The organism is Pseudomonas sp. HP_08 (assembly GCF_055284095.1).
The window spans coordinates 1-14,581 of the sequence record NZ_JBTOQC010000001.1 but is presented as its reverse complement, the minus strand read 5'-3'; the positions used below and the strand labels follow the sequence as shown (position 1 = coordinate 14,581).

The 14,581-nt window shown below is 62.4% G+C and carries 16 protein-coding genes; 10 read left to right on the top strand and 6 right to left on the bottom strand.

Going from position 1 to position 14,581, the window contains the following annotated elements:
* Nucleotides 1-100 precede the first annotated feature (100 nt).
* From ACYAS9_RS00080 to ACYAS9_RS00070, 3 genes are all read right to left on the bottom strand, one after another.
* A complete protein-coding gene (locus ACYAS9_RS00080) occupies nt 101-745 on the bottom strand; it encodes a glutathione binding-like protein (protein WP_463566305.1) in 645 nt (214 codons plus the stop codon).
* Nucleotides 746-815: 70 nt separating this feature from the next.
* Nucleotides 816-1,019, bottom strand: coding sequence for an SEC-C metal-binding domain-containing protein (locus ACYAS9_RS00075; RefSeq protein ID WP_463566304.1), 204 nt, complete (start codon nt 1,017-1,019; stop codon nt 816-818).
* Nucleotides 1,016-1,516 carry an LEA/WHy family protein gene (locus tag ACYAS9_RS00070; RefSeq protein WP_463566303.1) on the bottom strand — a complete coding sequence of 167 codons (501 nt, stop codon included), beginning with the start codon at nt 1,514-1,516 and terminating at the stop codon, nt 1,016-1,018. Before ACYAS9_RS00070 ends, ACYAS9_RS00075 begins: the two co-directional genes overlap by 4 nt.
* Before the next feature lie 114 nt (nt 1,517-1,630).
* On the opposite strand from ACYAS9_RS00070, the gene ACYAS9_RS00065 reads away from it, so the two are divergent.
* Together ACYAS9_RS00065 and ACYAS9_RS00060 are read left to right on the top strand one after the other, a co-directional pair.
* The gene (locus ACYAS9_RS00065) at nt 1,631-2,170 is read left to right on the top strand and encodes a hypothetical protein (RefSeq protein ID WP_463566302.1); all 540 of its coding nucleotides are present in this window, start codon (nt 1,631-1,633) and stop codon (nt 2,168-2,170) included.
* Nucleotides 2,171-2,297: 127 nt separating this feature from the next.
* Complete coding sequence (locus ACYAS9_RS00060) at nt 2,298-4,736, top strand: TonB-dependent siderophore receptor (protein ID WP_463566301.1); 2,439 nt, start codon at nt 2,298-2,300, stop codon at nt 4,734-4,736.
* Nucleotides 4,737-4,776: 40 nt separating this feature from the next.
* On the opposite strand, the gene ACYAS9_RS00055 is transcribed toward ACYAS9_RS00060, so the two are convergent.
* Both ACYAS9_RS00055 and ACYAS9_RS00050 read right to left on the bottom strand, forming a co-directional pair.
* Nucleotides 4,777-5,247 (bottom strand): YchJ family protein, encoded by a 471-nt coding sequence (locus ACYAS9_RS00055; RefSeq protein WP_463566300.1) that lies wholly within the window; start codon nt 5,245-5,247, stop codon nt 4,777-4,779.
* A 4-nt stretch (nt 5,248-5,251) separates the two neighbouring features.
* The gene (locus ACYAS9_RS00050; RefSeq protein ID WP_463566299.1) at nt 5,252-5,749 is read right to left on the bottom strand and encodes a DUF6231 family protein; all 498 of its coding nucleotides are present in this window, start codon (nt 5,747-5,749) and stop codon (nt 5,252-5,254) included.
* Nucleotides 5,750-5,978: 229 nt separating this feature from the next.
* Between ACYAS9_RS00050 and ACYAS9_RS00045 the strand changes: the two genes are divergently transcribed.
* The 3 genes from ACYAS9_RS00045 to ACYAS9_RS00035 all read left to right on the top strand — a co-directional run bounded on the left by ACYAS9_RS00045 (nt 5,979) and on the right by ACYAS9_RS00035 (nt 7,876).
* Entirely contained in the window at nt 5,979-6,686 is a 708-nt protein-coding gene (locus ACYAS9_RS00045; RefSeq protein WP_463566298.1) for an OmpA family protein, read from the top strand.
* Nucleotides 6,687-6,849: 163 nt separating this feature from the next.
* Complete coding sequence (locus ACYAS9_RS00040; protein WP_463566816.1) at nt 6,850-7,125, top strand: DUF1145 domain-containing protein; 276 nt, start codon at nt 6,850-6,852, stop codon at nt 7,123-7,125.
* Nucleotides 7,118-7,876 (top strand): collagen-like protein, encoded by a 759-nt coding sequence (locus ACYAS9_RS00035; RefSeq protein ID WP_463566297.1) that lies wholly within the window; start codon nt 7,118-7,120, stop codon nt 7,874-7,876. The genes ACYAS9_RS00040 and ACYAS9_RS00035 overlap by 8 nt, the downstream gene beginning before the upstream one ends.
* Here ACYAS9_RS00035 and ACYAS9_RS00030 read toward each other — a convergent pair.
* Nucleotides 7,873-8,337 (bottom strand): CopD family protein, encoded by a 465-nt coding sequence (locus ACYAS9_RS00030; RefSeq protein ID WP_463566296.1) that lies wholly within the window; start codon nt 8,335-8,337, stop codon nt 7,873-7,875. The two genes, ACYAS9_RS00035 and ACYAS9_RS00030, sit on opposite strands and share 4 nt — an antisense overlap.
* Before the next feature lie 148 nt (nt 8,338-8,485).
* On the opposite strand from ACYAS9_RS00030, the gene dinG reads away from it, so the two are divergent.
* From dinG to ACYAS9_RS00005, 5 genes are all read left to right on the top strand, one after another.
* On the top strand, nt 8,486-10,630 hold the full coding sequence (gene dinG, locus ACYAS9_RS00025; RefSeq protein ID WP_463566295.1) for an ATP-dependent DNA helicase DinG: 2,145 nt from the start codon (nt 8,486-8,488) through the stop codon (nt 10,628-10,630).
* Nucleotides 10,631-10,699: 69 nt separating this feature from the next.
* Nucleotides 10,700-11,848, top strand: coding sequence for a serine hydrolase domain-containing protein (locus ACYAS9_RS00020; protein WP_463566294.1), 1,149 nt, complete (start codon nt 10,700-10,702; stop codon nt 11,846-11,848).
* A 154-nt stretch (nt 11,849-12,002) separates the two neighbouring features.
* Nucleotides 12,003-13,019 (top strand): OmpA family protein, encoded by a 1,017-nt coding sequence (locus tag ACYAS9_RS00015; RefSeq protein ID WP_463566293.1) that lies wholly within the window; start codon nt 12,003-12,005, stop codon nt 13,017-13,019.
* Between the two features lie 163 nt (nt 13,020-13,182).
* A complete protein-coding gene (pdxH, locus tag ACYAS9_RS00010; protein ID WP_463566292.1) occupies nt 13,183-13,830 on the top strand; it encodes a pyridoxamine 5'-phosphate oxidase in 648 nt (215 codons plus the stop codon).
* A gap of 166 nt (nt 13,831-13,996) precedes the next feature.
* Nucleotides 13,997-14,461, top strand: coding sequence for an outer membrane lipoprotein (locus ACYAS9_RS00005; protein WP_056834771.1), 465 nt, complete (start codon nt 13,997-13,999; stop codon nt 14,459-14,461).
* Nucleotides 14,462-14,581: the final 120 nt, after the last annotated feature.

Genomic DNA, 14,581 nt, shown 5'->3' with positions numbered 1-14,581 from the left:
TACGTTAGAGAGCAGACCTGCGACGCGCAAGCGTGGAAACGGGGTTTATTGCGGAATATTTCTGATGAGCAGGCGACAGCCCCGCGCCGGTTTGAATGAATCAGGTTTTTGGCGGATCGAACGTGTCCACCAGTGCATACGCCCGCTGCGTCGCTTCACGCCCGGTGATGCTGTCGTACCAGCGCTTGATATTCGGGAAGTCCTCAAGGTTCTGGTCCTGCCAGGTGTGCCGCGCGATCCACGGATAAATGGCCATGTCGGCGATGCTGTACTCATTGCCCGCGACAAACGCGCGGCCGGCCAGGCGCTTGTCCAGCACGCTGTACAAGCGTGCGGTTTCGCTCATGTAGCGGTTGATGGCGTAGGGGATTTTCTCGGCGGCAAAGCGATTGAAGTGGTGATTCTGCCCGGCCATGGGTCCCAGGCCGCCCATTTGCCAGAACAGCCATTGCAAGGTTTCCTGACGGCCGCGCAGGTCCTGAGCGATAAAGCGCCCGGTCTTCTCGGCCAGGTACAGCAGGATGGCGCCGGACTCGAACAGGCTTATCGGTTCGCCGCCATCGGCGGGCGCGTGGTCGACAATGGCCGGAATCCGGTTGTTGGGGGCGATGCTCAGAAACGCCGGCTTGAACTGCTCGTTCTTGCTGATATTGACCGGGAAGATCGTGTACGGCAGGCCGGCTTCTTCCAGAAACAGGGTGATCTTGTGGCCGTTGGGGGTGATCCAGTAGTGCAGGTCGATCATTGCGGGCTCCATGCCGTTACACACATGAAAACGGCCTGCAAGGCAGGCCGTCAAACAGAAGCGGGGCGAATCAGGCGCCGTGGCACTTCTTGAATTTCTTTTCACTGCCGCACGGGCAAGGATCGTTGCGACCGACATCCTTCAGGGTGTTGCGCACCGGCTCCTGAGGGGCGTGGTTGCAGTGCGGGCCATGCACATGACCGTGGTCATGCGAGTGATGGTCATGATCATGGTCGTGGTTGCAATCAGGGCCATGGACATGGGGCTGGTTCATCTGGGGTACTCCATCATTTGATCGGTGGGCATTATCTCGCCATTCAAGCCAATACGCACGCTGTCCCTGAACAGCAGCCCGGTCTTGAGTTTGCCTTCAAGCCGGTAGGGGATCGGCCGGTCGCGTTGCTTGAGGCGCTGGGCAATGGGTTTGGCATAGCGCCACAGGTTGGTGCGCACCGGCACCACGAGAATCTCGTGGCTGTGGCCGGACACGAAAAACCAGTCGCTGACTTCATCGTCGAGCAGCGGCATATCATCGATTATTACCTTGTAGCGCAGGCTGCGAACCAGCAGGCGTGCGTCATTGGGGTTATCGATCTCGAAATACAGGCGCAGGTCCTGTTGCAACAGGCGCACCTTGACCGGCTCGACCTTGAGCAGGCGTATGCGCGGTTCTTGCCAGGCAGACTCCCCCCACCAACTGGAGCAACCGCCAAGCCCGCACAGCATAATCACGATCAACAATGTTCTGTTCATGGAGCTTGGAGTAGCCATGGCGGGCTCCGTTCACGGCATTTAATGGCACAGTGTATACCGCCTGGCCCGCCAGCTTGTCCGCCCGATCAGCGCTGCGCCATACTCGCGGCACATGCTGCAAGAGTGCCCACGATGACCCTTTACGAAATTGTCTTCAGCGGCCAGGTGGTCGACGGCGCCGAGCCTGCGCAAGTCAAAGCCAATCTGGCCCGATTGTTCCAGGCCGATGCCCAGCGCATGGCGCTGCTGTTTTCCGGGCGCCGGCTGGTGCTCAAGAACAACCTCGATGCGCTGGCGGCGGAAAAATATCGTTCGACCCTGGAGCGCGCCGGCGCACGGGTCGAGATGCTGGATATGCACCCGGACATAGAAGAAGTCGAGCTGGCGCCGCCGCCCGATGCGCCCAACTGGCTGAAAAAGCCCAAGTCTGCCGACGGACGGTTGCAGGTGGTGCCGCGCGATGTGTACATGGCGGCGTTTGTCAGCGTCGATGCCCCGGCCCTGTCGCTGGCCGAGGTCGGCAGCGACATGCAGGACCCCAAGCCTGCACCTCGCGCCCCACAACTTGACCTTACCGGCCTGAGCCTGGCGCCGGCCGGCAGTGACATGGGCCAGGCGAAAAAGCCCCAGGCCGGCCCGCCGCCGGACACTTCACACCTCAAGTTGAGCTGACTGCAATTGACTTGAAGCGCGCGCAACGACAGGTCGCCTGAATAAAAAGTTCAATCGGCCCTGTCACTTTGGGTTTTTCGTCCGGCTAGAGGGGCATCGACTTACATTCCTTTCCGGAGTTGTCCCCATGTCCCGCTCTCTCGACACCTTCCTGCGCCCAGGTTTGCTGGCCGTTGCCATCGCCCTCGGCACCCCGTTGGCCAGCACTGCGCTGATGGCCGCCAGCCAGGTTGGCGGTGTCAGCGCCTACGATATTCCGGCCGGCACTCTGGCCAGCACCCTGAACCAGATCGCCAGCCAGGGCGGCCTGGCCCTGAGCCTTGATCCGGCACTGGTGGCCGGCAAGCGCAACGCGCCGGTCAAGGGTCAGCTCGACGCGCCGTCGGCCCTGCGTGAAGCATTGCGCGGCACCGGTCTGCAACTGGTACAGAGCGGCGCTGGCACCTACACCCTGATGGCCATTCAGGAGGGTGCGATCAACCTTTCCGACGTGAATATCAACGCCAACGCCACCAGCCGTGAAGGCAGCGAAGCGGTCGGCTATCGCAGCGAGAGCGTCAGCAACGTCGGCGCACTGGGCGGCATGAAGCTGCAAGACACGCCGTATTCGATCAGCGTCATGCCTCAGGCCCTGCTCAAGAATATCCAGGCCACCTCGCTGGACGATGTGATCAAGCACAACCCGTTCACCCAGATGTACTCGCCGACCAGCGCAGGCTATGCCAGTGCGGTGAACATTCGCGGCTTCAGCAGTGCCGGCAACCTGAACGTGGCCAACGACGGCGTGCGTTTCACCACCGGTGCCGACGGCAACAACTATCTGGAAGAGCAGGAGCAGCTTGAGGTCATCACCGGTCTGACCGGCTTCCTGTATGGCCCGGCCTCGCCAGGCGGCCTGGTCAACTATGTGCTCAAGCGCCCGACCTACGAGCGCTACAACAGCGTGACCCTCGGCAATGCCGGCGGCGAGAACTACTACCTGCACGGCGACTTTGGCGGGCCGATCGACAGCGAAGGCAAGCTCGCCTACCGCGTCAACGTCCTGACCCAGGATGGCGAAACGGCCATCGACATGAACAAGCGTCGCCGCGAAATGCTCTCGCTGGCGCTGGACTGGAACGTCACCGACGACCTGTTGCTGCAGTTCGATGCCTCGCACAAGAAAACCGAGCAACGCGGCCTGAGCAGCTACTGGTACTTCGGCAACGGCTCGCTGCGCCCGAGCGCTTCGTCGCTGAAAAACGATGAGCTGTACAGCCAGAAATGGTCCTTCTCCGATTTCGAAAGCGACAAGGCCGGCGTGCGCGGCAAGTGGCGCCTGGACGACACCTTCACCCTGCGCGGCGCGTTCTATGCCACGCAGTACACCAGCGAAAACACCTACACCGGTCCGACGGTCTACAGCGCCGGTAGCTACTCGCAACCGCTGTATGCGTTTGCGCCGATCGACACCGAAGAAAAATCCGGCTACCTGTTTGTCGATGCGGCGTTCGATACCGGCTTTATCGGCCACAAGCTGACGGCGGGTTATCAGGGCAATACCTCGCGCCAGCGGCAGTATGAGGACCATATTCCCTATGTGGCAGGCGTAGGTGGCGCGCAATACAACTCGCCGGTCGGTGAGATTCCGCTCAGCCAGCGGCCGCAAGTCGGCAAGCCGTCGTATTACATCGGTCACGGCGACCAGCGCCTGGCCAATGTCACCGAAACCGACAACTTCCTGATCGGCGATGTCATCACCTTCAACGAACAGTGGTCGACCATCCTTGGGGTGACCAACACCCGGATCAAGACCTACGCCAACGAGTTCGTGTACGCCAAGGCCTTCGGCAGCGCCGAAACCGAGACGCGCTACAACCAGACCGAAACCTCACCGAACATCTCGCTGGTCTACAAGCCGCTGCCGTGGCTGACCACCTATGTGACCTACATCGAGGGCCTGCAAACCGGCGGCGTGGCACCGAGCGGCACCGTCAACGCCGGCCAGACGTTCGCGCCCGAAGTCAGCGAGCAGTATGAAATCGGCGCCAAGGCCACTGTCGGTGAAACCCTGCTGACCCTGGCGCTGTTCAACATCGAGAAGCCTAACGGCTACACCACCGGTGGCAACGTCTACGTGGTCGATGGTCGCCAGGAAAACAACGGTCTGGAGTTCAGCGTGACCGGCAAGGTGATTCCAGAACTGACCGTGGTCGGTGGCTTTACCCTGCTGGATCCGAAGGTCAAGAAAACCGGCGTTGCGGCCAACGACGGCAATGTGCCGACCAACGTTGCCAAGCAACTGGCCAAGGTCTATGCCGAATACGACCTCAATCCGGTGCCGGGCCTGGCGCTGACTGGCGGTGCGTTCTACACCGGCAAGCAGTACACCGACCTGGCCAACGACTATGACCTGCCGGCCTTCACCACCTTCGATGCCGGTGCCCGCTACCGCATGAACATTTCGCAGAACGACCTGACCCTGCGCATGAACGTCAGCAACCTGACCAACAAGGAATACTGGCTCAACAGCAGCTACCTGGGTGATCCGCGCACCGTGACTTTCTCGGCGCAGCTGGAGTTCTGATATGTGATGAACCTGGCTCTACAACCCTGTCGGGCCAGGTTTACACATACCCCGCGCAGCATTTCTTGAACTTCTGTTCGCTGCCGCACGGGCAGCTGTCGTTGCGCCCGGCCTTGAACGCCACGGTCGGGTCGATGAAATACCAGCGGCCCTGATTCTGCACAAAGGCCGAGCGCTCGCGGTGGCTGTGTTCGCCGCTTTCGTCGTGCCAGCGCGCGGTGAAGGTCACGAAAGCGTGCTCGGGCTTGCCGCCCAGCACCTCGGTGCTCTCAACCTCAAGCCCCAGCCAGGTACTTTGCGCACTCCACTGAGCAATGGCGTTGCGGTCCAGTGCGGGCTGTTGCGCCGGCAGCGTGGTCGCCAGCAGATAATCCACCCGCCCCAGCACATAGGCGCTGTAGCGCGAGCGCATCAGTTTTTCGGCACACGGGGCTGCAAGGCCTGTGTGATAGCGGTCGCAGCAGGCCAGCAACAAATCCCCGCTACCACAGGGGCAAGTTGTACTACTCATTCAATCACCACCAGTATTTGCCAAAGTTTTGCGGGTTGGCCCAGAACTTCGCGTTCAGCCAGTCGGGCACCTGTTTGTATTCGCGCAGGTCGTAGGTGAACAGCGTCAGCACCTGTTCGTCGCGGGCAAAGCGCTCGCTGGCTTGCAGGGCCAGCGAGAAGAAATCGGTTTCCTGCCAGCCGCAGGCGGCCAGGTCGGCCAGCACCGCGATGCGGCTGGCGTTGAGATTGCGGATGCCGCCCAGCAACTGCAAGCCGTCGCGGCGCGGGATGTGCTCCAGGCAATCGATGACCACGGCCAGGTCGAAGCGCTGTGCGGCAAGCTCTGCCGGCAGCAGGCCCGGGGCGCTCAGGGCGACTTCGGTGCCTGGGTGTGCCTCGCGGAAGGCTTGCAGGGCCGGAAAGTCATGGGCACCGATCAGCAGCAGACGCTGCGGGGCATAGCGGTCGAGCAGGGCAGCCAGCGCTTGCTGGGGCGTGCGGGTGGAGAAACCTGCGGTCATCAATAATCCTCATAAAGGCCGGCACAACGGCTGCGCAGTCTATCTCAACCAGCTTAGCCGCTGAGCAAATACGGGGGGCAAACCCCAATCGGCAAGCAGATCACCGGTTCGTGAACTTAAATGCTCCGGGTGGTGAACCTTCTTGAATTCACGACAGACAAACCTTAGCGCAATGGCAAAGTGCCGTCGCATCAGCGGCAGAACCGCCGCCCCATGGGAGTGAAGAATAATGACCATGTTTCGGACAGCTGTACCTTTGATTCTGGTAACCAGCGTATTGACCGGTTGTGCCGGTTTGCAGAAGACCGACTGGCCCAAGTGTGCCGCTGGCGGCTTCCTGGGTGGTGCGGCGGTGGGGGCGTTCCAGACGGCGGCCGTGGCGGCCAGTCTCGGCGGCGCGGTCGGCGTGATGGCCGGCGCTTATTGCTGGGTTCATGGCGATGGCGACGATGATGGCGACGGCGTTCTGAACAGCGTCGACAAGTGCCCCGACACACCAAAAGGTACGCCAGTCGATGCCACCGGTTGCCCGCTGGTGCCGCCAGCACCGGAGCCGATCCCGGTCGCGCCTGCACCGCAGCCGAGTGAAGAAGTCATTGTGATCAACAAGGAAGTGCTGTTCGAATTCGACTCGGCGCGCCTGACCCCTTCCGACCGCAATGGTCTGGACGTGGTCGCCAGCCGCCTGAAAAACGAAGCACCCAACGTGCAACTGCGCGTCACTGGTCACACCGACAGTGTCGGCAGCGATGCCTACAACCAGAAACTCTCCGAGCGTCGCGCCCATTCGGTGACCGACTACCTGATCAGCTCGGGCATCCCGCGCACCTCGTTCGTCTCGGTGAGCGGTGAAGGCGAGGCCCGTCCTGTGGCCGATAACAGCACCGCTGATGGCCGCGCGCAGAACCGCCGCGTGGAAATCAAGATCAACCGCTGATCCTTCTGTCTGTCCTTGTCGGTCTGGCCTTTATGGCCAGGCCGATAGTGCGGCGCAAACACTCAATCATTTTTCGACGCTGGCATAGTGCTTATGCTTGGCGTTACTGTGCGTGCTGGAAAAAGCGCGTAATTGCATGCAAAACAACGATCAGGGGCATGACATGAAGCTGTTGTGGGGGCTGGGCAAACTGCTGACGCTGGGGTTCTGGGCTGTCGTGCTGACCAACGCGGTCATGGATACCCCGACACCGTTCGATGTGCTGATCGCCATGGCCGGTGCCGTGCTGCTGGTCGTGCATGTGCTCGAAGTCGTGTTCTTCAATGGCAGCCTGCGCGGGCGCAAGCACCCTTGGCGCGATCGCGGCAAGATCATCCTGTTCGGCATCTTTCATATCCAGGCCATCGGCCGCCGTCACCTTGAGACCCGTCATGCGTAAATTGCTGTTGCTTACTGCCCTGTGCAGCCCGCTGGCCATGGCCCAGAACATTCAGGTTCAACCCAACTCACTGATGCGCCTGCCGGCCAATGGTACAAATTTGCAGGTCGAACGCCTGGAAGTGGCTGATTACGGCACCTTGCTGATACCGGGCGGCGTCACTGAACTCAAGGTCGAGCAACTGCTGCTCGGCCATGAAGCGCGCATCGCCATCGTGCCCAGCGCCCAGCCGCTGAATGTGCAAGTGGTTCATGGGCAACTGGGCAGCGGCAGCCAGATTACCGCCCGTGGTGCGCCGGGCACCTATCAAAAGCCCGCCACACCGGGGCGTACCCTGACCTTGCGTGTGCAGCAACTGGATGCCGAACTGCTGTCGGTCGATGCCCGCGGCGGTGCAGGTGCGCCAGGCTTTGTCGGCCTTGATGGCGCCAATGGCGAGGCGCCGGGCTGCACCTGGGGGCAGGCCGGGCGTGGTTATAACGGCGATGCCGGTGGCAACGGCCATAACGGCGCACCCGGTGGCCAGGTACGCCTGGAACTGCCACTGGCCTTTGCCGCCGAGCGGATCAAGGTCAATGTCGATGGCGGCGCGGGTGGACCTGGCGGTAGCGGCGGCAAGGCTGGCAAGGGCGGCGATTCCAAAGGCTGCATCGTCTACCGCGCCGACGGTGGCAAGGCCGGCGAGTCGGGTCAGGCCGGCCAGGCTGGCGTAGCGGGGCCGGCGGGCACGGTGAATGTGCAGCGGTTTTAAAACCCTGGGCGGGCGGCGGCAATGGCGACCACCGCCAGGCCGATCAGCAGGTTGATGCCCACCAGCCTGCGGATACGCCCCAGTACCGCCGCGCCTTCGGCCCATTGCTGGGCTTGCACGGCTTTTTGCAGCTCCGGCAACTGTAACGAATGAATGCGCAGAAACAGCGCGACCATGACCACATACAGGCCCATCATCGCCTGCACATAGCGCGGCGCCAGTTCAAGGCTTGGGTAGGTGAGGTGGACCATGCCGACCCCGCTGACCGGCAATACCACCACCGCGGCCCAGACCCAGACGAAAAAGCGCGGGAACACGTCGACCCACAACTGCAGGCGTTGCGGGCCCGGCAGGGCGGCGATGATGGCCGGGCGTAAAATCATCCAGGCGAAAAACATGCCGCCCACCCAGACCAGCGCGGCCAGAACGTGCAGGGTGTAGACAGAGGCAAAAGCGGTCATTCGCAACTCCAGGGATACCGTTCGGTCGGCTGTAATGTTTTTTACCAATGCGCGTTCTGCGCGATTGAACATAGCGCGCTATGATAGCGCCCACTCGCAAACACTGAAAATTTATCCAGCCTTTTAGGGCTGCGTCTGAACCGAGCCAATGATCACCACAGAACTCAAATCCCAGATCCAGGGCGCCTACTCGCGTTTTCTGGAAGCCAAAAGCCTCAAGCCACGTTATGGCCAGCGCCTGATGATCGCCGAGGTGGCCAAGGTGCTGGGTGATGTAAAAACCGACGACGAAGGCCGGCGCGTGGGCGACCCTGCCGTGGTCGCGGTAGAGGCGGGCACCGGTACCGGCAAGACCGTGGCCTATGCCATCGCTTCGATTCCGGCGGCGAAGGCGGCGGGCAAGCGGCTGGTCATCGCCACCGCGACCGTGGCCCTGCAAGAGCAGATCGTCTACAAGGATTTGCCCGATCTGATGCGCAACAGCGGCCTGAACTTCAGCTTCGCCCTGGCCAAGGGACGCGGGCGCTACATGTGCCTGTCCAAGCTCGATGTGCTGCTGCAGGAGGGCGACCAGACCAACGCCACTGCGCAGCTTTTCGAAGAAGAAGGCTTCAAGATCGAAGTCGATGAGGTCAGCCAGAAGCTGTTTCACAGCATGTTGCAGAAACTGGCCGGCAACAAATGGGACGGCGACCGCGACAGCTGGCCCCAGGAGCTGGAAGACCAGACCTGGGCCCGGCTGACTACCGACCACAGCCAGTGCACCACCCGCCATTGCCCCAACTTTCAGCAGTGCGCCTTCTACAAGGCCCGCGAAGGCATGGGCAAGGTCGATGTGATCGTCACCAACCACGACATGGTGCTGGCCGACCTGGCGCTGGGCGGCGGTGCGGTGCTGCCCGACCCGCGCGACACCATGTATGTCTTCGACGAAGGCCATCACTTGCCGGACAAGGCCATTGGTCACTTCGCCCACTACACACGGCTGCGTTCCACCGCCGACTGGCTGGAACAGACCGCCAAGAATCTCACCAAGCTGCTGGCCCAGCACACGCTGCCCGGCGACCTGGGCCGCCTGATCGAACAGGTGCCGGAACTGGCCCGCGAGATCAAGAACCACCAGCAGTTCATGTTTGCGGCCTGCGAGCAACTGGCCGACTTCCGAGCCGGTGAAGACATGGAAGGCCGCGAGCGGCCGCGCCATCGTTTTATCGGTGGAGTGATCCCGGAGCACATTCGTGACATCGGCATCGAACTCAAGAAAGGCTTTTCACGCCTCAACGACCTGTTCACGCGCCTGACCGACCTGCTTAAAGAAGGCATGGACGGCGAGGTGAGCATCGGCATCGCCAGCCATCAGGCTGAAGAGTGGTACCCGCTGTTCGGCAGCCTGCTGGCCCGTGCCCAGGGCAACTGGGAACTGTGGACCGCCTTCACCGCCGAAGACCCCGAAGACAACCCGCCCATGGCGCGCTGGCTGACCCTGGCCGACAGCGGTGCGCTGTTCGACATCGAAGTCAACGCCAGTCCGATCCTGGCCGCCGAGATGCTGCGACGTAACCTGTGGAACGTCGCTTATGCAGCCCTGGTGACCTCGGCAACCCTGACCGCGCTCGGCAAATTCGACCGCTATCGCATGCGTGCAGGCTTGCCGCGCGATGCCGTCACCGCTGTAGTGCCCAGCCCGTTCCACCATGCCGACGCCGGCGTGCTGCGCGTACCGGACCTCAAGGCCGACCCTCGGGATGCGCCGGCGCACACGGCGGCGATCATTCGTGACTTGCCTGGCCTGGTCGAAGGTTCACGCGGCAGCCTGGTGCTGTTTTCTTCGCGCCGGCAAATGCAGGACGTGTTCGACGGCCTGGAGCGCGACTGGCGCAAGCAGGTGTTCATCCAGGGCAACCTGTCCAAGCAAGAGACGCTGAACAAGCACAAGGCGCGGGTCGACAGCGGCGAGTCCAGCGTGCTGTTCGGCCTGGCCAGCTTTGCCGAAGGCGTCGACTTGCCGGGCGCCTATTGCGAGCATGTGGTGATCGCCAAGATTCCGTTTGCGGTGCCGGACGATCCGGTCGAAGCGGCGCTGGCGGAATGGATCGAAGCCCGTGGCGGCAACCCGTTCATGGAAATCGCCGTGCCCGACGCCTCGTTGCGCCTGATCCAGGCCTGCGGTCGGCTGCTGCGTACCGAAGCTGACCGCGGCACGATCACCTTGCTCGACCGGCGCGTGGTGACCCAGCGTTATGGCAAGGCGATTCTCAATGCGCTGCCGCCGTTTCATCGCGAGATTTCCTGAGGTTCACAAAGCCTGTGAAGGCTGGAACAATGCAGCCCCGTTATTCAGTATTCAACCAGGAGCCAGTCGTTGCAGATCCAGGGTCATTTCGAGCTTGAATTCGAAGCCGTTCGCGAGGCGTTTGCGGCATTGTTCGACGATCCTCAGGAGCGCGGCGCGGCCTTGTGCATCCAGGTCGGTGGCCAGACCGTGCTCGACCTGTGGGCCGGCACCGCCGATCAGCACGGCAGCGAGGTCTGGCACAGCGATACCATCGCCAACCTGTTTTCCTGCACCAAACCCTTTGCGGCGGTCGCCGCCCTGCAACTGGTCGATGAGGGCAAGCTCAACCTCGACGAACCGGTGGCGCGGCTCTGGCCGGAGTTTGCCGCTGCCGGCAAAGGCTCGATCACCTTGCGCCAGTTGCTGTGCCACCAGGCCGGTCTGCCGGCGCTGCGTGACAGCCTGCCCGCCGAGGCGCTGTATCAATGGCAAACCATGACCGCCGCCCTTGCCGCCGAGACACCATGGTGGACGCCTGGCCAAGGCCATGGCTACGCCGCGATCACCTATGGCTGGCTGGTGGGCGAGATGCTGCGCCGCGCCGACGGTCGTCAGCCGGGCGATGCAATCGTGGCGCGCGTCGCGCGGCCGCTGGGGCTGGATTTTCATATTGGCCTGGCCGATGAAGAGTTTCACCGGGTGGCGCACATCGCCCGTGGCAAGGGCAATACCGGTGACGAAGCCGCCCAGCGTCTGCTCCACGCGACCATGCGCGAGCCTGAGTCCATCACCGCGCGTGCCTTCACCAACCCGCCGTCGATCCTGACCAGCACCAACAAACCCGAATGGCGCCGCTTCCAGCAACCGGCCGCCAATGGCCATGGCAATGCGCGCAGTCTGGCGGGCTTTTATAGCGGCTTGCTCGACGGCAGCCTGCTCGAATCGGACATGCTCAACGAGCTGACCCGTGAACACAGTCTCGGCCAGGACCGTACCCTGTTGACCTCGACCCGCTTTGGCCTGGGCTGCATGCTCGACCAACCCACCGTGGCCAATGCCACCTACGGCCTGGGGCCGCGTGCTTTCGGTCATCCGGGGGCGGGCGGTTCGGTGGGCTTTGCCGACCCCGATTACGACGTCGCCTTCGGCTTCGTCACCAACACGCTGGGCCCTTATGTACTGATGGATCCCAGGGCGCAAAAGCTGATAGCGGTCCTGCGTGAGTCTTTGCAATAACAATCGCGTATAAGTGCTTGTTAAATACCGACTGTCAGTTAATGTGGCCGAACCTGAACCGTAGGACGGTTTCTTTTTCCAACGCGGTCCCGTTGCGTGTTATATGGACGCTCCTGCGTCCCTCTGTCTGATCAATTTTTGCTGTAGGTCTGCCATGTCCTCGAATAAATACCTCGTTCTTGCCCTGTGCATCGCTGTTACCGGCTGTGCTCAAACGCCTAAAACCGAATCCGGATCCGCCAGTACAGCAGGCCCCTGGTACTGGCCATTCAGTTCTGAGGCATCGGCTGACGCCAAGCCACAGGACGCAGCTGAAAAAGTTGCGCAAAAGCCTGAGGTCAAGCCTGCCGCCAAGCCAGCGCCGGCGCTGGTGGCCAAGTCTGAAACCGACAGCAAGTGGTGGTGGCCGTTCGGCAACAGCGACAGCGCCGAGAAGCCGCAAGAAGCCAAGGTCCTGCCGATGCCGGATCCGAAGATTACCCAGGCCTGGCTCGACGAGTACGAGCCGCGCGTGCGTCTGGCAATCAAGGACAGCAGCTTTCAGGTCGAGCGTCGCGAAGACCTGCTGATCGTTACGGCGCCTGTCGACAGCTCGTTCAACCCTGATCGTCCGGCCATGTTGCTGCCGGTGAGCCTGGGGCCGATCACCCGTCTTGCCAAGGCGGTCGAAGCCGACCCGAAAACCGCCGTTCTGATCCTGGGCCATGCCGACACCACCGGTGCAGCAGCGGTCAACCAGAAAATCAGCCAGGAACGTGCACAGTCGATCTCTGCGATCTTCCGCCTCAGTGGCCTGGAGCGTAACCGCCTGAGCAACCGTGGCATGGGCTCCGTGATGCCACGTGCCGCCAACGACAGCCCGCAGGGCCGTGCGCTTAACCGCCGCGTCGAAATCCTGCTGACCCCGCAAGACACCATGCGCGCCCTGATGAGCCGCTACGAAGTGCCAGCGGTCGCACCGACCCTGGTGGCCGTGCAGGACGTCAAGCCCGTAGCCCCGGCACCGGCAGCCAAAAAAGCAGCCGCACCTGCCAAGAAAGAAACCGCGAAAAAGGCAACAACGGCCAAGAAAGCGGCTGCACCTGCCAAAAAGGCAGCAGCACCGGCCAAGAAAGACACCGCCAAGAAAACTGATACCGCCAAGAAAACCGACACCCAGGCCAGTAACTGAGCCCGGCCATCCGGCTGAGCCCTCTTTCTAGCTGACAGACAGCCCAGGTCCCGCCCCCTCGACATGAGGGCCGCGGGCCTGGGCTGTCTGCGTTCGAACTACCCGCTGCCAGGCGGTTGTGCTTAACTGCCGGCTTTGGATTGCTTCGAAGGAACCTTGCCCCATGACTTCCTCCCTGGCCGATATGCGCCGCGACTATGCCCGTGATGGCCTGACCGAAGCCCAGGCTCCGGGTGAGCCCTTTGCCCTGTTTCATCAATGGTTCGCCGAGGCGGTCAAGACCGAACAGGCGCCGGTGGAAGCCAACGCGATGACACTGGCCACAGTGGATGCCGACGGTCGTCCGCATTGTCGCGTGCTGCTGCTCAAGGCACTGGACAGTCAGGGTTTCACCTTCTTTACCAACTACGACAGCGCCAAGGGCCAGCAACTGGCGGCGCAGCCGTTTGCCGCCATGACCTTTTTCTGGCCGACTCTGGAGCGTCAGGTGCGTATCGAAGGGCGGGTGGTCAAGGTCAGCCCGCAAGAGTCCGATGCCTATTATCAGGTGCGCCCCTTGGGCAGCCGCCTCGGTGCCTGGGCTTCGCCACAGAGCCAGGTGATTGCCGATCGCGAGCAACTGCAAGGCTTGCTGCACGACACCGAGCAGCGTTTTCTCGACACCTTGCCGCATTGCCCGGCGCATTGGGGCGGCTACCGTCTGGTGCCCGACCGTATCGAATTCTGGCAGGGGCGACCAAGCCGGCTGCACGACCGTTTGAACTATCGTTTGCACAACGATGCCTGGACTCGCGAGCGGCTGGCGCCCTGACAGGCGACTCAAAACGTGTGAATTATTCATCTGCGCAGCCGTCATACGCTGTGCGTGGGCGTGTGCTGTATGACGCCTGAATGAATTTGATATGCACGAGCGAGCACCGTGACGGGCCCTGCCGGTCGGGGGTCTAATGGTGACTGGTTCTTCTGGAGATACCCTTATGCGCAAGTCTGCACTGCTGGTTGCTTCATTCACCGCCATGGCTCTGACCCTGGGCGGTTGTACTTCAAACCTGACCGGTGACTCTTACTCGCGCAGTGAGGCGCGTGCGGTGCAAACGGTACGCCTGGGCACTGTAGAGTCGCTGCGTCCGGTCAAGATCGAAGGCACCAAGACCCCGATCGGCGCAGGCGCCGGTGCAGTGGTCGGTGGTGTCGGCGGCAGCGCCATCGGCGGCGGTCGCGGCAGCGTCGTGGCGGCAGTGATCGGTGCGGTAGCCGGTGGCTTGCTCGGCTCGATGACCGAAGAAGGCCTGACTCGCACCCAAGGCGTGGAAATCACGGTCCGCGAAGACGACGGCGGCATGCGCGCCTACGTGCAACAGGTCGAAGAGAACGAGATCTTCCGTGTGGGCGACCGCGTTCGCGTCATGACGGTCAATGGCACCAGCCGCGTCACCCATTGATCGGGATCGGCGGCTTGGGGGGGGGCGGGGGGGGCGGGGGGGCCCCCCCGGGGTGGGGGGGCGGGACCGCGGGGCCCAAAACAGCGGCCCCCCGGCGCCCGCGGGACGGAGCCGACCCGG